The sequence below is a fragment of the Ketobacter sp. genome, from assembly GCF_003671495.1.
GTDB lineage: Bacteria > Pseudomonadota > Gammaproteobacteria > Pseudomonadales > Ketobacteraceae > Ketobacter.
This window is the reverse complement of the sequence record NZ_RCHN01000046.1, coordinates 104,088-129,614: the sequence shown is the minus strand read 5'-3', so window position 1 is coordinate 129,614 and position 25,527 is coordinate 104,088. Positions and strand designations below refer to the sequence as shown.

The window sequence follows — 25,527 nt, the reverse complement described above, 5'->3', positions numbered from 1 at the left end:
GCAACCCCTATACGGTCCAGGTATCCACAATCACCGCGTTGTCGCGCACATGCAGTAATTTCAGATCCAGTACATCCAGCGGATTAATCGGACGAATGCCTTCGATCAGCGAAGGTTCTCCGTGCCCGTACAAAGCTTGTAAGGCGAAACGGCAGGCATACACCTTGCCCCCTTCCGACATGAATTTTTTCAGCTGGTTATTGAAGTTCTGATGGCCGGGGAAGGCTTCATCCCCCAGAGTGGGAAAACCCCGCTGCACCCCCAGGGTGACCCCCGGCCCATACAGCAGAATGGATGTTTCAAATCCCTTGCGCTGCAACCGGGTGGCCTGCAGCATATTGACGAACCCGATGGAACCTTCGAAGGCCACCGTGTGGAAAGTTACCAGGGCTTTCTGGCCCGGTTCCGCCTGGACGTCTTCAAATACTTTCTCCTCATAGTCAACAAAGAAATCACCATCTTTATGCATGGGCGTTTCGACGGTTGGCATAGTGCAGTTCCTCTTATCAACGTGTTATCAGTGTGGGTAGCCATTGAAAATGCGTGTTGGTACCACCGGATAAGAGCAACCCCTGTGCCACTCAAGTACGGCACCCATGCAATCAAGATCCAATCAACGGCTGATGACAAAACCCGCACGCAAGTAAAAATTTTATTCCGCACGTTTACCATGGAATAAATTGATTGTGCTGACGCACTAAAGCGGCACACACCTGCAGGCAGCATGCTTCGTAACGTTGCACCAAACGAACGACAATTGATTGCTTTTACATGCAATCAAAGGGTTGCGCTGGCCTCGGATTTGATTGGAACGATATCTGCAATCAATCGGCTACCGAGCTATTGAAATGACGGCCGTGAACCATGGAAAAATATCGTCACTGGCAACAGGCACTGCACGCCGGGGAAAAGAAACCCGCCTATGTCCTGATTGCAGATTTAATCGAAGCGGATATTGAAAAAGGCTTTCTGCAGGCCCGGGATCGGTTGCCGCCACTGCGGGATCTGGCCGCGCTGCTGTCACTGAACTACACCACGGTGACCCGGGCCTATAAAGAAGCGGCCAATCGCGGCCTGATTGATTCCCATCCCGGCTCCGGTTCCTACGTCAAAGGACGCACCACCTCGCTGCCACCCCGCAATGGCAGCAATGTGGAAATGACCATGAACATGCCACCGGAGTTGGAGGATCACGCACTGCAACAGCTGGTGCGCGAGGATATCCTGCAGGTGACCCAGACTGCGCAGCTCAACCATCTTTTGCGCTATCAGGATTTCGGCGGCACCAATCAGGACAAGGAAGCCGGTGTCTGGCTGTTGCGGGAACTGGTGCAGCCACTGCACACCGATCGTATTCTGGTGTGCCCCGGCATCCACAGCACACTGGTGGCACTGCTGTCGCTGCTGTGCGGGCGCAAAGGCACGCTCTGCGTGGGCCATCTGGTGTACCCCGGGTTGAAGGCCATCGCCGCACAATTGGGGGTGGCGCTGGTGGCCACACCCTGTGATCAGGATGGCCCCCTGGTGAAAGCCATTGAAGCCCTGTGCAAAGCCGAGCAGATCTCCGCCCTGTACCTTAACCCCACGCTGCAAAACCCCACCACCCACACCATGGGACAACGCCGGCGGGAAGCCATCGCCGACCTGGCCCTGCGCTACAATCTGCCCATCATCGAGGACGATGCCTATGGTCTGGTACCCGCCACGCCAGTGCCCGCCATCGCCAACCTGGCACCGGAGCTCACTTACTACATCAATGGACTCTCCAAATGTTTTGGCGCCGGCTGCCGCAGCGCTTATCTGGTGGCCCCCAGCCCGGTGCAGACGCAACGGATAGCCGGCGCCTTGCGAGCGCTCTCGGTGATGGCCAGCCCCATCACCACCAGTCTGGCTACCCGCTGGATTCAGAACGGCACCCTGGACAAAGTGCGCCAGCACCAACGGCAGTTGTCCCGCCGCCGCCAACAGCTGGCCCGGCAGCAGCTGGGTCACCTGCACCCGATTGCTCATGCGGATGGTTTTCATCTGTGGCTGCCGTTGCCAAGGCACCTGAGCGTGAATCCCTCTGATGTGGCGGTGTTCCTGCGCAACCACGGGATCAGCGCCGTGTCCAGTGCCGCCTTTTGCACCGACAATAATCCTCCCGACGCCATTCGCATGTGCCTGGGGGGGCCGGTGGGTTTTGGGGAATTGGGGCAACGTCTTAACCTGTTGCAGGATGTGCTGCAGGAAAACAGCAATTTTGCGTTGATCTAGCAACGCCTGAACCAGCAGCCCCTAGAACACTTCGTCCTGTGCTGCATTCGCCGGTTGGCGCACGGTTTCGTCCCGCTGCTTGCGGGTCATGGTTTTACGCAAGCGCTCAAAGGCCTTGAATTCATCCTCCTCAGCGGGTTCGGCCTGCGTGGGTGCCGGCGCCGGGAATTCCTCATCCAGCGGCAGCGGCTTGCCCTCCTGCTGTTGCTTGAGTTTGGCTTCCGAGCGCTCACTCATCACCAGGATACTGATGCGGCGGTTGACGGGATTTTTGGGATCATTCCGATCGTAAAGCATGGACGACGCCAAGCCCACCACCTGCGCCATCTGCTGCTCCCGTACCCCGTTCTTCAACAGCGCCCGGCGGGCGGCATTGGCCCGATCCGCCGACAGTTCCCAGTTGGAATAGTCACTGCGTTCGGTGAACGCTTCTGCATCAGTGTGCCCGGTGATACTGAGGCCATTGGGCACGCTGGAAATGGTGCCGGCCAGGGCGTTGAGAATTTCATTCATGTAGGGTTTGATTTCATCGCTGCCACTGTCGAACATGGGGCGGGACTTGGCGTCCACGATCTGGATCTGCAAGCCGTCCCTGGTGACGTCCATGATGATCTGGTCACGATATTTGCGCAGGCTGGGATCCTGTTCGATGCGGGTTTCCAGGGTTCTCTTCAGCTCCTGGAATTTGCGGCTTTCGATTTGCGCCGCCAGATCCTGCACCGTGTCTTCGGTGAGCACGATGCCCTTGTCCTGAATCCTGGTATCGGGGTTTTCCACATTGGACTCGCCGGAATACTGGTCGTCCTTCAGCCCCCCGCCCAGGTCGATCACATAGGGGGAGCCACCCTCAGTGAACGCCGTGGGATCAGAGAAATAGCCGGAAATAGCGGCTTTCTCTTGCTCGGTGGTGGCCTCCAGCAGCCACAGCACCAGGAAGAACGCCATCATGGCCGTGGCAAAATCCGCAAACGCCACCTTCCAGGCCCCGCCATGATGACCGCGCTGGATTTTTTTGATGCGCCGGACGATGACCGGCCTGTCGCCGCTCTCGAATTCCATCAGCGGCCCCGCAGGTGATCCTCAAGAGCATTGAAGGAGGGCCGCTCACTGGAATAAATGGTCTTGCGCCCGAACTCCACCGCCAGCTGGGGCGGGATGCCGTTCACCATGGCCAGAATGGCGGTCTTGATGCACTCCAGAGCCTTGATCCGCTCTTTGGCCTCCTGCTCCAGAGCGTTGCTCAAGGGGCCCACAAAACCGTACGCCAGCAGAATCCCCAGGAAGGTACCCACCAGCGCCGCGGCCACATGCAGACCCAGCTCGCCCGGCGGACCACCCAGGGATTTCATGGTAATCACAATGCCCATAACCGCCGCCACAATACCGAACCCGGGCAACGCATCCGCCACCCGGGACAGAGCGTGGGCAGGGTGCTCTGCCTCCTGGAAGCTGGTTTCGATGTCCTGGTCCATAAGCGTTTCCAGCTCGAAAGCCGACAGATTGCCCGAGGAGATAATACGCAGGTAATCGCAGATGAATTCCAGTAACAGGGGCTCATGGGTGATCCGTGGGTAACGCTCAAAGATATCGCTGTCGGCCGGGTCCTCCACGTCCTCCTCGATGGACATCAGACCGTTGCGGCGAGCCTTGTTGAACAGCTCATACAGCAGGGACAGCAGATCCATATACAGGGCCTGTCCATAGCGGCGCCCCAGCAGGGAGTGATACACCGCCTTGAACACCTCTTTCACCACATGCAGCGGGTTGGCCACAATAAAGGCCCCGAGGGCAGAGCCACCGATGATCAGCAACTCGAAGGGTTGCCACAGCGTCAGCAGTTCACCGTGGGACAGCACATAGCCCCCCAGCACACTGGCGATCACAATCACGAATCCGACAAACTTAATCATATGACCTGTAAAGCATTTCAGCGTCTATAGTTATGAGTTAAGGACAGCTTGGCGGATTTCACAACCAACGGGATACATCACGGGCTATGTCGAGTGTTTTTCAACCCAAAGGACTCGAGAACTGGGTCACTATACTGGATGATCACCTGCTGCCGGTGCTGCCCGCCAGCGCCCGCCAGGCCAGCCGCCTGCTGAAGAGTCCGGATGCCTCCCTCTATGAGCTGGGCAACGTGATCGCCCGGGACCCGGTGATGCGGGTGCATGTGGTACGGGAATGCAATCGCCAGTTCGGGGAACGGGCGGCAGGGGTACTCACCAACCCCCATCACTGCGCCTCTATGTTGGGCCTGGACAAACTCAACATCCTCATGCGCCAGTTCAAGGCCACCAAGGGGGATGCCCGCGACCCACGGGATTACCACTACTTCCAGGCCATCAGCACCAGCCTGCATGCCGCCGAGCAGGCCGCAGCCTGGGCCCAGTTCCGCAACCAGGCCGGCGCCGACAGCATGTTCCTCGGCGCCCTGCTGTACGGAGTACCCAACTGGTGCCTGTGGCGCTTTGCCCATCGCGAGATGAACATCATCCAAGTGCTGTTTCGGCGTGAACAGATTCCCCTGCAGGAAGCGGAGCGCGCGGTACTGGGTTGTACCCGCGAGGCCATTGCCTTGGAACTGGCCCGCCGCTGGCACATTCCGGAGAATATTCGCGAAGCCCTGTCCAGCGCGCACCTGCCCTCCCCCCGTTTTTTGCTGCGTTGCGCCCGTCGACATCAGCAGGACCCCCACTACCGCATCCCCAACCGCACCGAATCCGGGCAGTTGGTGAACAGTAACGCCCTGCCCCTGGCTCTTAGCCACCAGCTGGCACAGGAAGCGGCCCGGGACTGGTATTCCCCCCACACCCGGCGCCTGCTGGATATCATTGCCGCCTATCTGGAACGGCCCATCCCGGAGCTGGAAAGCCTGGTCAAGCATACCGCGGTGGAAAGCTCCCGGCGCTGGGTTTTGCCAGGCACTCTGGCCCCGGCCGCCAACCTGATCTGGCCCTCGCGGCCGCGCCGCCGCCGCCACCTGAAGCCAGGGCAATTGCCTGCTGCGGTGGCCAGTCTGTATGCCGCCGGGCACGACGACGGGCACCGCCAGACCGAGAACAACCAACCCGAGGACAAACGCCAAACTGCCCCCCACAAAACGCAGCCCAAGCCACAGGCCAAGCCCATCGGTATCCGCAGCGAGCACCTGCCGGAGGATCTGGATCGCCAGGCGATCCTGGGGGCACCACCCCCCGCTGCGGCGCCAAAACCCGGTGCCGCCCCCAGCCTCAGCGGGTTTCTGTCACTGGAAAAGAAACAGGCCTTCGAGACCCTGATGCACCGCCTGCTCCAAGAACCGGAGTATTTCTCAACGGAGTTTGAATCCATCCACAGCGTGGTGGACGTGCTGGCCGACTGTACTCCCCTGCAGCGGGTGCTGGTGATGCTTTACCCGCGGGCTCAAAACACGGTGCAGGCCTACTACGCCCGCGGTTGTGACCAGCACCCAACCCTGGCGAAATACCGGATCAGCCTGCAACACAACAACCTGTTCAGCCAGCTGTTAAAACAGCCGGCGGCCACCTGGATCAGCCCGGAGCGCCCCAGCAAAGTGGCGGGCCTGGTGCCTGGCACCTTTAAGCAGGCCGCCCAGAGCGATCACTTCTTTATGATGTCGGTGTTCAATCATCGGGGCGCCTTCGGCCTGTTTTACGCCGATCGGGGCCCGGGGGACCGCATAGGCCTGTCGGAAGCGGAGTACAAGATTTTCCGCCTGGCCTGCAGCACCTGCAGCAAACACCTCATTGCCCGGGGCAAGCGGGCGGCCGCCAAACCCGCCAACCGGTAATCCCCCGTGACAACAGTGTTACAATGGACTGAATATTCGCGAAGGACCCTGGCTGTATGTCACCAATCTCACTGCCCCTGCTGATCGAACCGGACGACCTGGAACCCTGCCTGGGCCACCCCAATCTGTTGCTGGTGGACCTGTGCCGCCCGGAGCAATACGCCGCGGCCCACATTCCCGGGGCGATCTACCTGCCCTTTACCCAACTGATGAGCGGACACATGCCCGGACCGGGCAAACTGCCGTCCACAAACGCCCTGTCCCAGCTGTTTTCCGCCCTGGGGCTGACGCCGGACACCCATGTGGTGGCCTACGATGATGAGGGCGGCGGCTGGGCCGGTCGCCTGATCTGGACCCTGGACATGCTGGGCCACCCGCACTACTCCTATTTGAACGGCGGCCTGCATGCCTGGGCCCAGGCGCAGAAGCCCCTGGAGGAAGGGGTAAATGTGCCCATCCCCAGTACCTATCAGGTCCAGCTCCACAACGGCCCCAGCATCACCAAGGACGAGATTCTGCAGCGGCTGGAACTGCCCAACTTTGTGGTGTGGGACGCCCGCTCGCCGGAGGAATACCTGGGCCTGCGCCAGGGGGCGGCGAAAAATGGCCACATTCCCGGCGCCGTCAACTACGAATGGGTACGCGCCATGGATCGTCACAATGGCCTGCGCATCCGCGACCACAACGCCATTCGGCAGGAGCTGGCGGCCCTGGGCATCACAGCAGACAAGCACATCGTCACCCACTGCCAGAGCCATCACCGCTCCGGCTTTACCTATCTGCTGGGCAAAATACTGGGCTTTGAACAGATCCAGGCCTATCCCGGCTCCTGGTCGGAATGGGGCAATGATCCGGACACCCCCGTTGAAACCGGGGCCCCGGAAGGCCCATAATCGCGCCTGAACTTTTACTGCCGCTCGGCACCACTGCCCATTAGAGAGCCCAAGATGACTGATTCCGCACTGGATCGACTAAAAGTGCTGCCCCAGTACTGCGTACCCCAACACCTGCTATCCCGGGCCGTTGGCCTGCTGGCGGAATCCCGCTGGCCCCTGATCAAAAACGCGTTCATCAACTTTTTCGTACAACGCTACGACATCGACATGAGCCTGGCCGCTGAGGAAAACCCGGAGGCCTACGCCACCTTCAATGATTTTTTCACCCGCGCCCTGAAAGACGGCGTACGCCCCATCGCCGACAGCGGTGTGGTCTGCCCGGCGGATGGTGCGGTCAGCCAGATCGGCCCCATCGAAGAGGACCGCATCTTCCAGGCCAAGGGCCACCATTACACCCTGACCCAGTTATTGGGTGGGGATGAAGCCAAAGCCGCCCCGTTCCGCAACGGCCAGTTCGCCACCATTTATCTGTCGCCGCGGGATTATCACCGGGTGCACATGCCTTTTGGTGGCAAACTCACCGACATGACCTACGTGCCCGGCAAGCTGTTTTCCGTCAACACCGTCACCGCCGGCCAGGTGCCCTCCCTGTTCGCCCGCAATGAACGGGTGGTGGCCTTCTTTGACACCGAGATCGGCCCCATGGCGGTGGTCTTGGTGGGGGCCATGATTGTGGCCAGCATCGAAACCGTGTGGGAAGGCATGGTGACCCCACCCCTGCGCCGGCTCAAGCATTTTGATTACGCACCCCACGACGGCCGCATGGAGCTGGCCCGGGGCGCGGAGATGGGCCGCTTCAAGCTCGGCTCCACCGCCATCGTGCTGTTTGGCCCCGACCGGGTGCAATGGAACGACCACCTGCAGGCAGGCAGCCGGGTCTGTATGGGCGAGTCTTTGGGAACCCTGTTGTAGACGCTGAACAGCCGGCGAACCTACTCCATCGCCTCCACAAAAGGTTCTTCGGTCAGGTTGAGGAGAATTTCTTTCTTGTAGGTGGTGATGATGATGCGGTGAGTGTCCAGGCGCTGGATGCTCACTACGTCATCGATGGAGTCGTCTTCGGGCTCATTCAGCAGATTGCTCTCATTGAATGACACAATGCCCGGGAACACGATGCGCTGCGCCAGATTCTGTGTTTCCGGATCGTCCATCAGCTCGATGAACAGCAGACGCACGTCGATGTCGTACACCAGGTTGCCGATATAGGGGGAACAGTCCCCGATCAGTTTTTCCGTTAATTCCATGAAGGACTCGCCCCTGCGCGATTGGTCAAAAGTCGGAAGCGCTATTGTATGCGTCAGGGGCCGACAAACAAAGCATCAGGCCACATTGGTCACCAGGCGATACTCTTCCACCAGGCGATCAAAGCCTTCAAACAAGGTAGTCGACAGTTTCAATACCATATTGAAGCGGTTGTTCTGGGCCAGCAAGGTGCTCTCCAGGCCATTCAGTTCATGGGTCACCGGCAGGCTGCCCTTCACATGATCGGTCAACTCCTGCAACGGGGTGATAATGGGGTCAATGTAGTTTTCCACCTCCCGCCGCAACTGGAACTCCAGCTGGATTAACGCATCCATGGGCAGATCCAGCTCCGCCAACGCCTCGTCCACCGCTTCGGTCAGGGAGCTTTCCCGGTCATAGCGGGATTCCACCTGCCCCAGCGCCGAGCCCAGCTTCTTCAGCACCACCATGGCGGGTACCAGGTCATCTATGGCGCTGTTCAGGGCAACCGCCATGCGCATGAGCGGCTCCAGGCGGGCACTGAGCTCCATCAGGCGATTCATTTTACCCATCAGGATGGACATCTGGTTGGCAATATCCGAGGTTTCACTTTCCATCACCTTGAGGCGGGGCACGTACAGCGCCAGCTGCTCCTCCACCGCCCCCGGCAGACCGGAGGTGAGTTCATGGTCAGAGAGGCGGGCCATGGTTTTCTTCAGCTGGGTGAGGCGGCGATCCAAAAGCTCCAGATCCCGGGCCATGGCCTCCACCACCGGCGAAGTGCTCACGGTGAACACAAACAGCGGGTTCAGGTAGCCGTTGAGGCGCGCCATCAGGTTGTGGCAACGGTCAATGGCGGGCTTCAGGCTGCGGGCGGTATCGTGCAAATGGGCCGCCGGCCGCAATACCAGGGTCATGGAGCGCTGGGCCAACTGCTCCGCCAGGGCGCTCTCATGAATGGCTATGTCGTTCACTTCCTGCATGGCCTTGGTGGACTTCGCCAGGCTGCGCAGGGTACTGCGTAGCGATGCCAGGCCACTGGGTGCTGCCAGGGCAAAGCGATCCGGCTCCGCCTGCAGAATATTGTTGATGTTGGCGACAAAGGTGTGCAGGTTGCGCACATCCCGCGCCAGGGGGTACAAAATCGACTTGATGGTTCGGGCTTCATCCATAGCCACTTCCCTCTTATTGTCCCTCTATTGGGATAGGTCATACCTCTCCTGCATCCGATCGCCAATGGGTCAACCGGCCAGGATCAAGTCACAGTATAGACACTTCCCCCTTGATAAACCCCTAAGGCGGTTTGTTTTATACGGGAATTTGTCACAAGTGCAGAATCGCCGAGTATTTATTCACCTAGGGGGATTCTGTTTGGGCAATAAATACTCGGCAGAGGGCTGGCAGCGCCATTATTCGTCGCTGGAGAAGTCGTAGTTCATTTGCTCGGTGGGTGCCTGCAGGTAATAACCCTGAATATAATTCACTCCGATCTGCCACAGGGTGGAGAGAATCGCCGCGCTTTCCACGAAGGGGGCAATGGTCAGTTTGCCTTGGGCATGAGCCGCCGCCACCATTTCCTTCAGCGCCTCTTTACTCTCGTCGCTGCCAATGTCTTTCATGAAGGAACCATCCACCTTCAGATAATCCACTTCCAGATGCTTGAGGGTATTGAACGGATTAAGCGAACAACCGAAGCGGGAAATGGAAATCTTGCAATGCAGCTCTTTCAGCCCGCGGGTGAACTCTTTGGCCTGCTTCAGATAGGTGGTGGCATCGCTTTCAGAAAACTGGAACACGATGGCATCACTGGGCATGCGCGCCGCTTTCAAGGCCACACTCAACCAGGGCAACAGGGTCTGGTCCTTGAGGGATTCGCCGGTGATGTTGATGATCAGTTTGGTGTCATGACCGTCTGCACGGTGATCAGACAGCAGCTTGATGGACTGCAGAATCACCCAGCGGTCGATCTTTTCACTCAACTCCTGCTGGGATGCTGCCCCCAGGAAGTCGTTGGGGGACACTTCCTTGCCGTCCTCGTCCACCATGCGCAGGAAGGCTTCGTACAGCTCGCCACTGCCGCCCCGCAGATCGATGACTGGCTGGAATAACAGTTTGAACAGCCCTTTGTCGATGGCATCCTGCACCACCGCACCGGTGTCACTGGGATCGATTTTCTTGATGGAGGCGGGGTCGAATACCGACACACCGTTGCCCAGGGGGTTTTCCTCCCGCACCTGCTCGCTGGCCTGGTGGGCCCGGGTCATGATCTCCTCGGCATCATCGGTGTTTTCACTGATCAGGGTGATGCCGATGCTGGCGGTCACCTGCACCGTGCGCTCCTGCACTTCCGACAGGTGATCCTCAACCGCAGCGCGAATGGCTTCACCGATAGCACGCCCTTCTTCCAGGGATTTTTCCTTGATCAGCGCCGTAAAAATTTCATCGCCAAAGCGCGCCAGGATGGTGCCTTCCGGCAGCGTTTCACGAATCAGGGTGGCAATGTCCGCCAGCACCATATCTGCACCGGCGATGCCGATGTCCGACTGCACAGAGGCGAAGTTATCCAATTGAATGTAAGCCAGGGCGGCGGTCTTGCTCTGGGTGACCGCCCACTGCATGACCTTGTCCAGTTCCTGGGTAAAGTGGGAACGGTTGTACAAACCGGTGAGCAGGTCCTGGCTGCTGATTTCCTTCAGTTTCTCCTGCAGTTCGGCATCGGCCTGGTTGGTGCGGATCAGAATCTGGGTACAGGGCTCACCATCGTAGGTGGCGTTGGAGAAAATCATCCGTGCCTGGATCTCGGTACCGTCGGTACATAGGCCATGACACAGAAATTCGTTGGAATCGCTTTCCCCGGCACTGTAGGCCCGCAGGAACTGCTTGAATTCCTCATGATCCTTGGGCGCCACCATATCCATGATCGGCATGCCCTCCAGATCCTCCGCATCATCGTAGCCAAACAGTTCCAGATAGGAGTCATTGGCGTAGGTGTGCATGCCGTCGGTGACATAGGTGATGGCATCGCGGGAACTGTCCAGCAATACCGCGCAGCGTTTTTCCGCTTCTTTCAGATGCAACTCGGCACTGCGACGGGCGCGCCGCTCCAGCAGGTTACGCAGCTCCCGCTGGATCACCAGAATCAAACGATCCTGGTCGTCCTTCACCACCACATCCTCGTAGCCTTCCCGCAAGCCTTCCACCACTTCCTCGGGATCGTATTCATCCACCAGCAGGATGGCTGGGATGTCCTTTGACTGTTTCTTGACTTCCTTCAGGCATTCCATGGCGAACATGTCGTTGGCCTCCGGGCGCAACAACATCAGGTCCCATTGACCGGCACCCAGGGCCTGCACCAGACCATCCGCATGCTCGATCATCTGACCGCGGGTGGCACGACCGGAATTGCGGATCAGGTTCATCAGCTGTTCCGCATCATCCGGCGATTCATGCAGGATCAGTAATTTTATGGTCTCTGCTTTCTTAGTCATGCAATCATTAATTCAAATGGGCCCCAAGGGGCAAAGATTTGCTGGAAACTCCGAAACAGGGTGGGTTTGAGCACCCCGTGATCAAGCCCCCGTCAGAGGCTTGACCAGATGGAATCAAAATCGTCGTCTTGAGTTTTTTTACTGCTTTCTTCCGCCTGCGGCTTGGCGCGCTCTTCAAGCAACTCCTCGCGACCGGCTGCAGGCACCAGCATTTTAAACTGAAACTGACTGAAACTTGCAGTGGAAGTTACCTGTTTGATCAACTGGCCTTTGGATACCAGGCCATTTTCATTGATGTTGACTTTATAGCCTACGTGGAAAGCAATGTTGGGGGTGATCAGGGTGGCCGGCTGACCAATGGCGCGCAACTCCGGCAACATCAGCGTGCGCATAAACTCGGTGGTGCCGCCTTTCTTGTGTACCACCTGGGTACCACAGGCTTCCGCCTTGGGCGCGATCAATTCCACCCCCATCCGCACCCCTTCGTCTTTGAACTGTTTTACCCAACGGATGACGCCGATGCTCCAGTGATTCTTGTCCTCTTCCAGAATGCCGATGATTTCACCGGTTTTCACCTGGGGCGGTACATCCTGATGCCAGCTCAAACAAAAACCACCGGGGCTGGTGTTGACTACTTCGCAACTGTATTGCGGATACTTGTCCTTCTCGGCGGCGTGGCGTTGTTCCGCATAGGCGTCAATTTCGCTGTCGAGCCCGTCTTCCTTCAACTTGAGCTTGGAAGAATCCACGTTCAGGCCCCAAACGTCGTTGGTCTCGTACACATCGCGCCGCCGCTTGCCCGGCCCGTGCTGCAGAAACGGGTTGTTGAGCTCCGGGTCCAGCGCGCTGCTGGCACCACTCACCATGCGGTTAAAGTCCGCTTTGCCGGACACAAAATAATGGGTAGCACTGAGGCCGATGCAAAGCTGCAGATCGCTGTGCTCTTCAATCCGGGTGAAGGCCCGCTCCGCCAGCACACCCCAGGCCTGGATCAGAATCCGGGTCAGTTCCGCCGGGAACTTGTCCGGAACGTAGAAGCTGGATACCGGATGGGTCTGCCCCTGGGGTAACTGCAGCAGTACCCGCAGGTGGTCGGATATCACTGACGCATCAAAGTAACGAATGTTGTGCGGCAGGGTGGTACGCCGCATTAACGACTGGTATATCGGTGGGAAATCCGTCATCACATCGATTACAAATAACCCACTGGCGGATTTGGCATCGGTGACCGACGCAAACCGTGCCCAGTAGCGCGCCGCCTCATACACCTGCTGGATCTGGTTCTGGCGCAACTGATTGGGCTTGGCGGTGGACAACAGCAATACCCGCATATAAAGGTCGTAGACGCTGGACTCCCAGTTGTCCTCCTCCGGGTCATCCACCGCCTGCTCCAGCATGCCGAAACGCTGGGCAATCAGGTACAGCAAATGCAGCTCACGCCAGTAATTGGCGGGCGCAGGATAGTAAAGCTGGAAACTGCGCAGCAACACCTGGCCCTGCTCGGCAATGGCGCGGTGAATGGCTTTCTGGCACAGTTTCTTGGCGTCCTTATCCATGTTCTTGACCCGGGGCAGCAACTGCATGGTCACAGCCTTGTACCCGGTGGCCAGATGATTCTGCAGGGCCTGCGCCAGGGCCGCGATCTTGGCCTCTTTCGGTGGCAACACCACGGCTTTGTTCAGAAAATGCTTTTCCAGGCTCTGGCAGATGAAATGAATAGGGCCCCGCATGATCTCCATCAGCTGGAAACGGGTATCGGAATCGGTCTTCAGGCGATTCAGTTCCTGAATGGCAGAATAGAGCCGTTTGGCACTCTCACCCACGTTCATCTTCGGCAACCCGTCCACCCAGGCTTTCACCTTCTTGGGTTGGGGCGCACTGAAGGACAGCACCTCCAGATCGTGTGGGGGCAGCTTCAAGCTCAAATGCTCAGCTGAATTAGACATTCATGGTTCCCGTTTCTGCACTGCAATTCTGTCCGCGACGAACTTCGTTTAATGGTGGCCTCAGACCTGTGGGGAGAATCCCTTACTAGTAAGTATAGGCAGACTTTGCACAGGATGCGCAAACAATGATTGTGACGGGCTCTTCAGGATAAATGCAAATCTATCAGGGTCTTGCCGGGCTTTCCTGAAATCTCCCTCACTAAGCGGGGTATCAGGAAGCCGGGCAGGCGCCGGTGGAGCTGGACCATCAGGCTGCGGGCTTCCGCTTCCGGCACATCAAAATGATGGGCGCCGGCCACCGGGTCCAGCAAATGCAGGTAATACGGCAGGATGCCGCCCTGGAACAGGCGCTCACTCAATGCCACCAGCACATCGGCCTGATCATTCACCCCCCGCAGCAGTACCGCCTGGTTCAACAGGTGTACCCCCGCCTGGCGCAGCGCCCCCATGGCCGTATCAAACACCGCATCCAGCTCCCGGGGGTGATTGCTGTGGGTCACCAGCACCACATCCAGCCGCGTCTGGGCGAGGGCATCCAGCAGCCCGGCATCGATGCGCTGGGGAATCACCACCGGCACCCTGGAGTGGATGCGAAGACGCTGCACCGAAGGAATATTTTCCAATAGATTCAATAGACTGGAGATTCTGGCATTGCTCACCACCAAGGGGTCGCCACCGCTGAGGATGACCTCATTCACCTCCGGGTGGGCCTGCAGGTAGGCCCCCACCGGGTCAAACTCGTGGCTGGAAAGGCGGTTGTCTGCGTAAGGAAAATGGCGGCGAAAGCAATATCGGCAATTCACCGCGCAGGCGCCGCTCAGCACCAGCAGCACCCGGCTCTGGTATTTGTGCAGCAGGCCGATCTGGGGATTGGCCTGGCGTTCGCCCAAAGGATCGGCCACAAAACCGGGCACCGTCTCCGACTCCGCCGCCACCGGCAGCACCTGCAACAGCAACGGGTCGTCCAGGCGACCCGGCTGGATTTTATCCAGATAGGGCTCCGGCACCCGCACCGGGAACGCCTGGTGCCCGCGCAATCCCGCCGGGAGGGTCTCCAGGGGCAGTTCCAGGCGCTTCCAGAGGGCTTCGGGGCTGCGAATACTGCCGGATAGCAGAATTTGCCAGTCTTCAGTATGCCAAGTTGGGGCAGTTCGAGTTATCATTAGCGCCTTTCCCGTTACGGGTACTGCAATTTTCAAGAAAACAGGTATTGATCAATGGCCAACTATTCTACCAACGAATTCCGCTTGGGTCTTAAAGTGATGTTGGATGGGGACCCGTGCTCCATCGTCGAAAACGAAGTGGTAAAACCCGGCAAGGGCCAGGCCTTCAACCGCGTCAAACTGCGCAACCTCAAAACCGGCAAAACCTGGGAGCGCACCTTCAAATCCGGCGACTCGGTAGAAGGCGCCGACATTATGGACGTGGACCTGCAATACCTCTACAACGATGGCGAATTCTGGCACTTCATGGACCAGCAGACCTTTGAGCAGCAGGCTGCCGACGCCAATGCTGTGGGCGACGCCGCCAAGTGGCTGAAGGAAGAGGACGTGTGCATTGTCACCCTGTGGAATGGGGCTCCTTTGGCCGTAACTGCGCCGAACTTCGTTGAATTGGAGATCATTGAGACAGATCCTGGCCTGAAAGGGGACACCGCCAACGGTGGCTCCAAGCCCGCAACCCTGACCACCGGCGCCGTGGTGCGTGTGCCCCTGTTTGTGAATCAGGGCGACGTCATCAAAGTGGATACCCGCACCGGCGAGTACGTTTCCCGCGCCTGATCCATCACGCTGCCCGGCATCACCCGGGCAGCACCATTTCCCAAGCAGTTGAATCATGACCTGGCAACCCAGCGCCCCCATCCCCCACCTGACCGCCCGCGCCAAACTGAACCGCCTGATCCGGGATTTTTTTGCCCGCCGCGACGTCATGGAAGTGGAAACCCCGCTGCTGTGTTCCAGCACGGCCACCGACCCGCACCTGCAGAGCTGGACCGCGGAGGCGGATGGCCGCACCTATTACCTGCAGACCTCGCCCGAGTTCTGCATGAAACGCCTGCTGGCCGCCGGCTGTGGGCCCATCTACCAGATCGGCAAAGCCTTCCGGCGGGAGGAACACAGCCGCTGGCATAATCCGGAATTCACCATGCTGGAATGGTACCGACCGGACTGGCAGCTCAATGAACTGATGGCCGAGGTGGAAGCCCTGGTGCTGAACGCCGCCTCGGCCTTCGGCCAGAACTGGTCACCGTTCCCCCGCCTGACCTATCAGCAGGCGTTCGAAGACTGCCTGGGTCTGAACCCCCACCAGGCCAGTGCTGCCACCTTGCTGCAACTGGCCAATCATCGCATAAACGGGGATTTCTCCGGGTTGGACCGGGACGGCCTGCTGGATTTGCTGACCAGCCACCTGGTGGAACCCGCGCTGCCCAAAAGCGGGGTGTTCCTCACCGAGTTTCCCGCCAGCAAAGCCAGCCTGGCCCAAACCGGCAGCGCCGCTGACGGCACCCCGGTGGCCCTGCGCACGGAGCTCTACCTGGGCGGATTGGAAATCGCCAACGGCTACCAGGAGCTGGTGGATGCCGCCGAGCAATCCCTGCGTTTCAAGGCGGACATCCAGACCCGGCAGACGCTGCAGCTGGCCCCGGTACCCTACCCGTCCCACCTGGTGTCTGCCCTCCAGCACGGCTTTCCGGAAAGCGCCGGGGTGGCACTGGGACTGGACCGACTGTTGATGGTGTTGCTGAACTGTGAACAGATTCAGGATATTCTGGGTTTTCCCATTGATCGTGCCTGAATGGTGGCGGATACGATTGTGACAGAAGCGGTAGCCCGAGATGGACCACTTTGATTGCTGTGTCATTGGTGCCGGAGTGGTGGGGCTGGCCATTGGCCGCGCCCTGACCCAGGCGGGAAAATCCACCCTGGTGCTGGAGCAGGCCACCTGCGTCGGCTCTGGCATCAGCAGCCGTAACAGCGAAGTCATCCACGCCGGCCTGTATTATCCCCGCGACAGCCTGAAAGCCCGCCTCTGCGTCCAGGGGAAGGCCCAATTGTACGCGTACTGTGCCCAACGAGGGATCGCCCACCGCCGACTGGGCAAACTGGTGGTCGCCACCAGTACCCGACAGGAGGATGCCCTATCCGACCTGCAGGCCAGGGCAGAAACCAATGGCGTGACCGACCTGGCCTGGATAAGCGCCAAACGCCTACGCGTTCTGGAACCCAACCTGCGCGCCAAACACGCCCTGATGTCACCTTCCACCGGGATCATTGACAGCCACGGCCTGATGCAGGCCCTGACCCAGGATCTGGAAGCCGGACCCGGCCTGTTGAGCCTGCAGACCGAATTACTGGCCGCCACCCGCCACGGCAACGGCTACCAACTCGAGCTGAACAGCGTCGGGGAGCGCTACCGCTGCCGCTGCGATGTACTGATCAACGCCGCCGGGCTCAGCGCCCAGACGGTGGCCACCCGCATTGAGGACGGCTCGCCCCAGCCCCTTCCCCAACTGCACCTCTGTCGCGGCAACTACTTCGCCTACCCGGGCCGGGCTCCGTTTTCCCACCTGATTTACCCCCTGCCGGAAGCTGACGGCAGCGGCCTGGGCATCCACGCGACCCTCGACCTGTCAGGGCAGGTGCGCTTTGGTCCAGACGTTGAGTATCTGTCCGAAGAGGATTACCGGGTGGATGAGACCAAACGGAGCCACTTTGTGAACGCCATTCAGCGCTATTTTCCCGGGTTGGACCCGGGGCGGCTGACGCCTGCCTATTGCGGCATTCGCCCCAAACTGCAGGGGCCAGGGCAGCCGCCCGCAGACTTCCATATCCAGCATGGGCCCCAGGGGCTGATCCATTTATTCGGCATAGAGTCACCGGGCCTGACGGCATCGCTGGCGATTGCGGAGCACGTCACCGGACTGGTGTCATAAAAAAAGCGGGCCGCAGCCCGCTTTTCAGTTCTGATGGGATTCCAGCTTAGTTGATGGTCACGCTGACCGGGCTGGACAGTGCGCTTTTCAGGCCATAAGTGTCCACGGTTGCCAGACTGAAGTAATACGTGCCCTGAGCCAGGCCGGTGGCAGTGTAATCCAGATTGTCACCGTCCACAGAGTCGATGAAGTACATGGTGCCGGTAGCACTGTCGGAGTAGTAGATCTCATAGGACTGGATTTCGGATGCCGCCAAACGACTGTTGTCTTCACGTGACTGGGGGGGATTCCAGGTAATCAGGGCCTGACCCAAGCTGGCGGAGACGCTCAGAGTGGCCGCATTCGAAGTGGCTGAGCCGCTGCCATTGCTCACCACCACATAGTACTCACCGGCGTCCGCAACCGTGACAGCATCCAGCAGTAAGGTCGCTGCGGTGGCCCCGGAAATGGCGCTGCCGTCGAAATACCACTGGTAGCTCAGTGAACCGCTGCCGGAAGCCGCTACAGAGAGCGTCACGTCAACCCCTTCGTTTACCATCTGGTTACTGGGCTGGGAATTGATGCTCAAGCTCTGGCTCGCAGTCACCGTCAGGGTGAACGATCGGCACTGGGCGCTGCTGACGCCGTCGGAAATATAGCAGAGGTACTTGCCGGCAGTGGACGCGGTCAGACTGGTGCTGGAAGAGCTCTGCACAATCTGCCCGTTGCGTGACCAGGTCACTGTGATCGGGTTTTCGTGCTCCACCATCACCACAAAGGTATGGGACTCGCCCTCTGCGATGCTGGCATCGCCGGGCTGTGAAATCAGATTCAGAATGGACGTTTCAGGTTCATCAACCGGATCATCCTGGCCACCGTTACCGGTCTCAGTTTCATCGTTATTACCGCCTTCCACATCATTGGAAGCCTGGGCATTGGTTTGGGATGTGTCACTACCAGCCCCACAGCCCGCCAGAACCAGGGTCAGTGCCATCAGCAAACTGGCCAGTACCTTGCTCCCAGACAGATTATTGGAAAAAGTAAAAGCTGACATGAATACACTACCTATGTTGTGAAACGGGGCTAATGAACTTACAAGGGTTAGACTAGTTCAACGCCCTGATAAACCGTGTGGGCCAGTTCACAACAGGAAAATCACCCCCAAGGCAATCCATAAAACTGCGCAGAATGTCACACAAATTAAGTCTAAGAGGCACGCTTCCAACCATTGATTGATCAGCTATCGCCCAGCAAACATAATCAGCAAACACAAGAAGACTTGATGCAACCCCCGCAATTTATCGCCTTGAACGTCACCCCCGCATACGCAAACTGCAAAAACCTCAATCGTTCATTTTTTAACCCGACCGCGTCAGATCAAATCGTCCTTGATCACAAAGCACTCAGCTCGCTGATTTTACACAAAAAAACCGTCACTTTCTCTCAAAGTTTGTGATCACTTTCAACATTTGGCCCGTTCCTTTCTGGGAACATTGCCCGGCTAATAAGAATTCAAGAATCCTTTGCCTGCTTTATAGACCGATTAAGAGCGATGATGACTTTTTCCAGAAAGGTGATACTGGCGTTTTCACTTGCGACCACCTTGCTGCTGCTGGGGGGCTGTAAAGACCTGGGCGAGCAGAGTGCCAGTGACGATGGGCGGGACCCCGTGCCGGCAACGGATTCCGGCGAGAAGGAGCCAACCTTCTACCCCATCCAGATTAACTCCGCCCCCATCGGCCTCACCGGATATGAGGGCCAGTCCGCCACTTTCACTGTGACGGCCAGTAGCGAAGCCACCCTGACCTATCAATGGTCTCACAACGGCACTCCAATCGACGGTGCGACCCAGGCAACCCTGAGCTTCATCATTGCCGGAGCGGAAGACGCCGGCCGTTATGAGGTCGTCGTGAGCAACAGCAGCACCGCAGCCAAAGCGTCGGCACTGTTGACCATCCAGAATCTTCCCGAGATCACCCGGGAGCCTCGTGATGTGGATATTTACCCGGGGGAAACCGCCGTTTTCAGCGTCCAGGCCAGTGGCGATGAACTGGTCTACGAGTGGCAGGCCCGTGGCTTTGCCGGCTGGTCCACCCTGGAAGAAACCAGCAACACACTGGTGGTGGAAAACGTGGGCTCCAGCACCAAAAAGCAGTATCGGGTCAAAGTGGGCAATCACGGCGGCCAGAAAACCTCACGCACCACCCGCATCAATCTGAAGAATGCCCCCAGCATCACCTCCCATCCTGTTGACGTTCAAGTGGCGGGGGGCGCCAATGCGGGATTCTCGGTAGCCGCCACCGGCTATGGCAGCCTGACCTATCAGTGGCACAAAGCCGGTGTCCCCCTCAACGCCAGCAGCAAATACCAGGGCGTCACCTCAGCCAACCTCACCATCACCAACGTCAGCAGCAGTGACGCCAGCCTCTACCACGTAATCGTGCGCAACAGTGATGGCCTGAGCACCCGCTCCAACGCAGCGGAACTGTCCATCGTTGGACCCGCAACCATAACCCTGAACCCCAGCGATACCACCCTCTATACCGGTCAGTCGGGCGCGCTACGGGTGGCTGCCAGTGGCGACAAACCCATTGCCTATCAGTGGCAAAAACTCAACGGCAGCAGCTGGCAGAACATCGCTGGCGCCACCGCCTCACAATTAAAATTTGATGCCGTCAGCACCTCCGTGGCAGGACAGTACCGCTGCCGGGTTAGCAATTCTGCCGCCAGCGATATCAGTGCGAGCGCCACCGTCAAAGTATTGCAAAGCGTGGCCATTACCCGCTCCCCTGCCAGCAAGAGCGTCCCGGCAGGTGAGAGCGTCGCCTTCACCGTACAGGCCAGTGGCGACGGGTTACGCTACGAGTGGCGCAAAAACGGCCAGGTCATTCCTGGCAGCAGCCCCACCTTGAGCTTTGCGTCCGTGCGTGAGCTGGATGAAGCCAGTTACAGCTGCCGGGTATTCAATGATGGCAGCAGCGCCAACTGTGCCAGCTTTAATCTGGATGTGTTGTCTGCGGTGAAAATTGTCACCCAGCCCGTGTCGGTAACCACCTACGAAGGTGGTAGCGCCTCCCTCAGCGTTGTTGCCAGTGGAGACCCTGAACCCACCGTGGAGTGGTACCGCAACAGCACCCTGGTAGGCAGGGGCAACACCCTGACCCTGAACTACATTACACCCGAGCAGGCGGGTGATTACCGTTGCCTGGTCAAGAACAGCAGCGGCGCCGTGTACTGCAATACGGCCACCATCACTGTCAACCAGTCCGTCGCCATCACCGCCCAGCCCTCCAGCACCGCAGCCGATGAAGGCAGCAGCCTCACCCTCAAGGTTGAGGCAACCGGGTCAAACCTGACCTACGGCTGGTGGAAAGACGGTTCCAGCCTCAGCACCAACAGTGCCACCCTGAACCTCACCCGCCTCACTCCGCAAGACGCCGGCACCTATACCTGTCGGGTGTGGAACGACCACAGCAGAGCCCGTTGTTCAGATTTCTCGGTTTCCATCAACGGTAAAGTCACGATTACTCGCCAGCCGGTGGCTGCGTCCGGTTATGAGGATGACGGCCTCACCCTCAGCGTAGAGCATTCCGGTTCCGCCGATACACAGGTGCAGTGGTTCCACAACGGAGCCTTGTTGCCCACCTCAGGGAAAACGCTGACCCTGGCCCCGTTGCGAATGAACATGGCCGGTGACTACCGATGCGTGGTGCAGAATGCCGTGAACTCGGTCAGCTGCAACACTGTCACCGTCGCGGTGATGGAGAAAGTGAGAATCACCAAGCAACTCTCCAACCAGATTCTGCCCGCCGGCAAAGATATCCTGCTGGATATCCAGGCTACCGGCGCCCTGCCCATTACCTACCGCTGCTTTAAAAACGGTGCCTTGCTGGTTACCACACAAAATCCGGCAGACCTCATCATCCCGGGCAGCACGGCAAGCGACTCCGGCCAGTATCACTGCCAACTGAGCAACGCCGGCTCTGCGGCCACCTCCACAACAGCAGAAGTCACGATTCTGACAGACGAGAAAGGATCGATCATGCTGAGCTGGAACCCACCGCAAAAGCGTGCGGACGGGAGCCGACTGGAGGCGGGTGAAATTCAAGGCTACAGCATCTATATGGCCACCGAGGTGGATGGTGGTTATGACCAGGTGAAACACACCAACAAGACCAGCGCGGAGATTACCAACCTGGCCGTGGACACCTACTACATCAGGATCACAACCGTGGACTCTATGGGGCTGGAAAGCGCCATGTCAGCACCGATCCCCATCACTCTCAACTGACCGTGATCGGTTTGCACCCTGCCCGCTGGCGGCACCAGGGTGCAAACCGGGACACATCAACTGCGCTTCAGCAGCTCTTCACTGTCCCGATCCCGAACCCCTAACAGATAAAGAATACCGTCCAGGCCCAGCTCGGAAATAGCGTGTTCCGCACTCTCCTTCACCACGGGTTTGGCGCGGAATGCAATGCCCAGGCCGGCCACGCTCAGCATGGGCAGGTCGTTGGCGCCATCCCCTACGGCGATGACCTGTTGCAGGTTCAGGTTCTCCTGGGCGGCAAGCTGCCGCAACAACTCGGCTTTGCGCTGGCCATCCACCACCCGGCCTTTCACTTCACCGGTCACCTTGCCATCCTTGATCTCCAGCTCATTGGCATAGACGTAGTCGATTCCCAGCTTTTGCTTGAGGAATTGACCGAAGTAGGTAAAGCCACCCGACAGAATCGCGGTTTTATAACCCAGGGCCTTCAGGGCCCGGATCAGGTCTTCAGCCCCTTCGGTGATGGGCAGGTTGTGGGCGATGCCTTCCAGCACCGACTCATCCAGCCCTTTCAACAAGCCCACCCGGCGCTGGAAGCTTTGGGTGAAATCCAGCTCCCCCCGCATGGCCTGCTCGGTGATGGCGGACACCGCCTCCCCCACGCCAGCAGCCTTCGCCAGCTCGTCAATGACTTCCGCTTCGATCAGGGTGGAATCCATGTCGAAGCACACCAGACGCCGGTTACGGCGGTAGGCATTGTCCTTCTGGAAGGCGATGTCCACGCCCAGATCCCCGGCCGCGGCCAGGAACTGGGCCCGCATCTGGCCGATGTCACTGGGGGCACCCCGCACCGACAGCTCAACACAGGCTTTCTGGTCCGGGCTTTGTGGCCCCAGGGAGATGCGGCCAGACAGGCGATTGATGTGATCGATGTTCAGGCCATGCCCGGCCACAATACTGGTGACGGCAGCAATGTGTTTGGCGGTGATCTTGCGGGCCAGGATGGTCACGATAAAGCGATCCTTACCCTGCCCCTGCACCCAGCCTTCGTAGTCCGCTTCGGCAATGGGCTCAAAGCGTACCCCCATGCCCATGGAATGACAGGCGAACAGCACGTCCTTCAGCACCGGGGAAGACTCCGAGCCGGCCGGCACTTCCGCCACCATGCCCAGGGTCAGGGTGTCGTGGATCACCGCCTGGCCGATGTCCAGTACATTCACGTCGTAGCGGGCCAGCAGGTCCGTTATGGTAGAGGTGACCCCGGGCTTGTCCGGCCCGGAGATATTGATCAACAGTATTTCGCGCACTCCCAATCCTTTCCGTTTCATGGTCGCAGATTGGCGCCTATTCTACACGTAACCATGAACATTAGAAAAAACGGGTTGCGTTGCAAAAAAGTAACGTTCGTGGCGTAATCCCCCCTTCAAGGAATTGATTCGGATCAGGTTATGTCAAGGCATCTACCACTCATCATCACTGCCATATTTTGCCTGGGTTTTGTGGCCCTGCATCTGGCCATTACCCCCCAGCTGATGCAGGCGCCTGCCGGCCTGTTGGGCGACGGCATGGAGGTCACAGCGGATGACAAACCGGACTTCGCCGCCATCAAACCGGTGAGCAAGCGCAAGAAAGCGTTCTTCGCGTTTCTTGACGACTACATCCACGCCCGCAACCAGGAGATTCTGGCACTGCGCGAGCGCATCGAAAAACGCACGCTTGAAGCGGAAGAATGGCAACAGCTGGCCAAGCGCTATCGGGTGCGCAGCGACGACCCCGAGGAAATCCGCACCCAGCTGCTGCTGAAGGTGGATACCCTGCCGCCCTCCCTGGTGAAAGCCCAGGCGGCCATGGAAAGCGCCTGGGGCACCTCTCGTTTTGCGGTGGAAGGCAATAATTACTTCGGCCAGTGGTGCTTCCGGGAAGGGTGTGGGCTGGTGCCGGAATCCCGCGGCGAAGACAAGGATCACGAGGTCCGCCTGTTCACTTCACCCCAGGCTTCGGTGAACAGTTACATGCACAACCTCAACAGTCACCGCGCCTATCGCCATCTGCGCCAGGCGCGGGCGGAGCAGCGCCAACAGGCCGAGGCGCTCAAGGGCTGTTATCTGGCCCGGGGCCTGGTGAGCTACTCCGAGAAAGGCCAGCAGTATGTGGAAACCATCAAACAGCTGATCCGCGTGAACAAGCTGGAGCCGGACCCCCATGGCTACTGCACCCCGGTCATGGTGGCAGACGAAAAAGCCGATACCGCACCCGGGGACGAAGCGGCCACACAGGCACATGAAGAAGCGAACGAAATCGCCGTGGATGACAGCCAGAGCCAGCTCATCCCTACCCCGGAACCCAACACTCCCCCTTCCAGCTGAATCGCACCGGAGCCTTTATGGATTACCAAGCCCTGAGCCCCACCCTGAAAGTCCTGCTCGGGTTCGCCTGCTTTGTGGTGGTGGTGGCCGGCATGAAAGCCGCCTCCGAGATTCTGGTACCGTTCTTACTGTCCGCCTTCATCGCCATTCTCTGCGCCCCGCTGGTGATGTGGCTGGAATCACGACGCATTCCCACCAGCCTGGCGGTGATTGCGGTGGTGCTGCTGGTGGTGCTGACCATCGGCGGATTCTCCATGTTAGTGGCCACCTCCATCAATGATTTTGCCCGCCAGATTCCCGCCTACCAGGCCAGCCTGAGGGAGGAGACCACCGCGGTGACCCAGTGGCTGGCCGGGCACGGCATTGAACTGTCCCAGAAGATGGCGAAGGAACAGATCAACCCCGGCAAGGTCATGGAGATGGTGCGCACGGTGGTGACCGGCTTCGGCAACGTGCTGACCGACTTTTTCCTGATTTTCCTGACGGTGTTGTTCATCCTGTTTGAGGTCTCCAGTTTTCCCGCCAAGTTTCGGCGGGCCATGGGGGACCAACACCGGTCACTGACGGCATTCGAGCAATTCAACCAGTCGGTAAAGGGTTACCTGATCATCAAGACCCTGGTCAGCCTGGGTACCGGCCTCTTCATCGGCGTCTGGCTCGGGGTGCAGGGAGTGGATTATGTGGTGCTGTGGGCGCTGCTGGCGTTCCTGCTGAATTTCATACCCAATATCGGCTCCATCATCGCTGCGGTTCCGGCGGTGCTGCTGTCCTTCGTTCAGTTGGGGCTGGGGGCCGCGGGCATCAGCGCGCTGGGTTTTCTGATTGTGAACGTGGTGATGGGCAATATCGTGGAGCCCCGCTACATGGGCCAGGGGCTGGGGCTGTCCACTCTGGTGGTGTTCCTCTCCCTGCTGTTCTGGGGCTGGGTGTTGGGGCCGGTGGGCATGCTGCTCTCCATCCCCCTCACCATGATCGTGAAACTGGCCCTGGAATCCAACGAGGAGAGCCACTGGCTGGCGGTGTTGCTGGGCAATAAGTAGTGGTACTATGCGCGGCCGGGCATTTGAAGAGAGTAATGTCATGTCAAGCAAAGACAAACAGAAGGTAATCGGAGAAGAACTGGACGCCAACAAGGTGGCCCGTTTTCTGGAAATGCAGCCCGTTGGCGACGAGAACGCCGACTTTCACGTTCTGACCAAAGCCTATCGCGGTTTGCCGGTGGAGTACTTTGACCAGTTCCTGGCGATGTTTGTGGCCCAGGGCCGGGATGTGAATGCCACTGACCGGCAGGGGCGCACCCTGGCGCAGATTGCCGCCCAGCACAGCCAGCAACCGGGCTATGTGGAAGTCCTGAAAAAACACGGCGCGCAGTAATCCG

The 25,527-nt window shown here is 59.0% G+C and carries 21 protein-coding genes; 11 read left to right on the top strand and 10 right to left on the bottom strand.

From position 1 onward, the window contains the following. Positions 1-7 precede the first annotated feature (7 nt). Entirely contained in the window at positions 8-490 is a 483-nt protein-coding gene (locus D9N14_RS21930) for an MSMEG_0572/Sll0783 family nitrogen starvation response protein (protein ID WP_290583874.1), read from the bottom strand. A 374-nt stretch (positions 491-864) separates the two neighbouring features. Here D9N14_RS21930 and D9N14_RS21925 point away from each other — a divergent pair, with 374 nt between their 5' ends. Beyond that, a complete protein-coding gene (locus tag D9N14_RS21925) occupies positions 865-2,256 on the top strand; it encodes a PLP-dependent aminotransferase family protein (RefSeq protein WP_290583872.1) in 1,392 nt (463 codons plus the stop codon). 21 nt (positions 2,257-2,277) lie between these two features. On the opposite strand, the gene motB is transcribed toward D9N14_RS21925, so the two are convergent. Together motB and motA are read right to left on the bottom strand one after the other, a co-directional pair. Beyond that, positions 2,278-3,315: a flagellar motor protein MotB gene (gene motB, locus D9N14_RS21920; protein ID WP_290583870.1), complete on the bottom strand. Its 1,038-nt coding sequence runs from the start codon at positions 3,313-3,315 to the stop codon at positions 2,278-2,280. Beyond that, entirely contained in the window at positions 3,315-4,166 is an 852-nt protein-coding gene (gene motA, locus D9N14_RS21915) for a flagellar motor stator protein MotA (RefSeq protein ID WP_290583868.1), read from the bottom strand. The genes motB and motA overlap by 1 nt, the downstream gene beginning before the upstream one ends. A gap of 86 nt (positions 4,167-4,252) precedes the next feature. Between motA and D9N14_RS21910 the strand changes: the two genes are divergently transcribed. The 3 genes from D9N14_RS21910 to asd are packed head-to-tail and all read left to right on the top strand — an operon-like array spanning position 4,253 to position 7,857. Beyond that, positions 4,253-6,049, top strand: a complete 1,797-nt coding sequence (locus tag D9N14_RS21910) for an HDOD domain-containing protein (RefSeq protein ID WP_290583866.1) — start codon at positions 4,253-4,255, stop codon at positions 6,047-6,049. A gap of 56 nt (positions 6,050-6,105) precedes the next feature. Then, positions 6,106-6,942 (top strand): sulfurtransferase, encoded by an 837-nt coding sequence (locus D9N14_RS21905; protein WP_290583864.1) that lies wholly within the window; start codon positions 6,106-6,108, stop codon positions 6,940-6,942. A 54-nt stretch (positions 6,943-6,996) separates the two neighbouring features. Further along, the gene (gene asd / locus D9N14_RS21900; protein WP_290583862.1) at positions 6,997-7,857 is read left to right on the top strand and encodes an archaetidylserine decarboxylase; all 861 of its coding nucleotides are present in this window, start codon (positions 6,997-6,999) and stop codon (positions 7,855-7,857) included. Positions 7,858-7,877: 20 nt separating this feature from the next. On the opposite strand, the gene D9N14_RS21895 is transcribed toward asd, so the two are convergent. The 5 genes from D9N14_RS21895 to epmB form a co-directional block, all read right to left on the bottom strand. After that, entirely contained in the window at positions 7,878-8,189 is a 312-nt protein-coding gene (locus D9N14_RS21895) for a hypothetical protein (protein WP_290583860.1), read from the bottom strand. A 75-nt stretch (positions 8,190-8,264) separates the two neighbouring features. Then, a complete protein-coding gene (locus D9N14_RS21890; RefSeq protein ID WP_290583858.1) occupies positions 8,265-9,338 on the bottom strand; it encodes a hypothetical protein in 1,074 nt (357 codons plus the stop codon). Between the two features lie 237 nt (positions 9,339-9,575). After that, entirely contained in the window at positions 9,576-11,654 is a 2,079-nt protein-coding gene (locus D9N14_RS21885) for an EAL domain-containing protein (RefSeq protein ID WP_290583856.1), read from the bottom strand. Between the two features lie 92 nt (positions 11,655-11,746). Then, positions 11,747-13,600: a hypothetical protein gene (locus tag D9N14_RS21880; protein ID WP_290583854.1), complete on the bottom strand. Its 1,854-nt coding sequence runs from the start codon at positions 13,598-13,600 to the stop codon at positions 11,747-11,749. A gap of 143 nt (positions 13,601-13,743) precedes the next feature. Beyond that, positions 13,744-14,763, bottom strand: a complete 1,020-nt coding sequence (gene epmB, locus D9N14_RS21875; protein ID WP_290583852.1) for an EF-P beta-lysylation protein EpmB — start codon at positions 14,761-14,763, stop codon at positions 13,744-13,746. A 54-nt stretch (positions 14,764-14,817) separates the two neighbouring features. Here epmB and efp point away from each other — a divergent pair, with 54 nt between their 5' ends. Genes efp through D9N14_RS21860 form a run of 3 tightly spaced genes read left to right on the top strand, consistent with a single transcriptional unit; the run spans position 14,818 to position 17,534 of the window. Beyond that, positions 14,818-15,381, top strand: coding sequence for an elongation factor P (gene efp / locus D9N14_RS21870; protein WP_290583850.1), 564 nt, complete (start codon positions 14,818-14,820; stop codon positions 15,379-15,381). 55 nt (positions 15,382-15,436) lie between these two features. Continuing rightward, positions 15,437-16,396 (top strand): EF-P lysine aminoacylase EpmA, encoded by a 960-nt coding sequence (gene epmA, locus D9N14_RS21865; RefSeq protein WP_290583848.1) that lies wholly within the window; start codon positions 15,437-15,439, stop codon positions 16,394-16,396. A gap of 40 nt (positions 16,397-16,436) precedes the next feature. Continuing rightward, positions 16,437-17,534 carry an NAD(P)/FAD-dependent oxidoreductase gene (locus D9N14_RS21860; RefSeq protein WP_290583846.1) on the top strand — a complete coding sequence of 366 codons (1,098 nt, stop codon included), beginning with the start codon at positions 16,437-16,439 and terminating at the stop codon, positions 17,532-17,534. Between the two features lie 46 nt (positions 17,535-17,580). On the opposite strand, the gene D9N14_RS21855 is transcribed toward D9N14_RS21860, so the two are convergent. Continuing rightward, complete coding sequence (locus tag D9N14_RS21855; RefSeq protein ID WP_290583844.1) at positions 17,581-18,567, bottom strand: immunoglobulin domain-containing protein; 987 nt, start codon at positions 18,565-18,567, stop codon at positions 17,581-17,583. Between the two features lie 501 nt (positions 18,568-19,068). On the opposite strand from D9N14_RS21855, the gene D9N14_RS21850 reads away from it, so the two are divergent. After that, the gene (locus D9N14_RS21850) at positions 19,069-21,804 is read left to right on the top strand and encodes an immunoglobulin domain-containing protein (protein ID WP_290583842.1); all 2,736 of its coding nucleotides are present in this window, start codon (positions 19,069-19,071) and stop codon (positions 21,802-21,804) included. Between the two features lie 56 nt (positions 21,805-21,860). On the opposite strand, the gene serB is transcribed toward D9N14_RS21850, so the two are convergent. Next, positions 21,861-23,090 carry a phosphoserine phosphatase SerB gene (gene serB, locus D9N14_RS21845; protein ID WP_290583840.1) on the bottom strand — a complete coding sequence of 410 codons (1,230 nt, stop codon included), beginning with the start codon at positions 23,088-23,090 and terminating at the stop codon, positions 21,861-21,863. A gap of 141 nt (positions 23,091-23,231) precedes the next feature. On the opposite strand from serB, the gene D9N14_RS21840 reads away from it, so the two are divergent. From D9N14_RS21840 to D9N14_RS21830, 3 genes are read left to right on the top strand one after another with little or no spacing between them, the layout of a single operon-like run. Beyond that, on the top strand, positions 23,232-24,149 hold the full coding sequence (locus D9N14_RS21840; RefSeq protein WP_290583828.1) for a glucosaminidase domain-containing protein: 918 nt from the start codon (positions 23,232-23,234) through the stop codon (positions 24,147-24,149). A gap of 17 nt (positions 24,150-24,166) precedes the next feature. Next, positions 24,167-25,189 carry an AI-2E family transporter gene (locus tag D9N14_RS21835; RefSeq protein WP_290583826.1) on the top strand — a complete coding sequence of 341 codons (1,023 nt, stop codon included), beginning with the start codon at positions 24,167-24,169 and terminating at the stop codon, positions 25,187-25,189. Positions 25,190-25,229: 40 nt separating this feature from the next. Beyond that, the gene (locus D9N14_RS21830; protein WP_290583824.1) at positions 25,230-25,523 is read left to right on the top strand and encodes a PA4642 family protein; all 294 of its coding nucleotides are present in this window, start codon (positions 25,230-25,232) and stop codon (positions 25,521-25,523) included. Positions 25,524-25,527 lie beyond the last annotated feature (4 nt).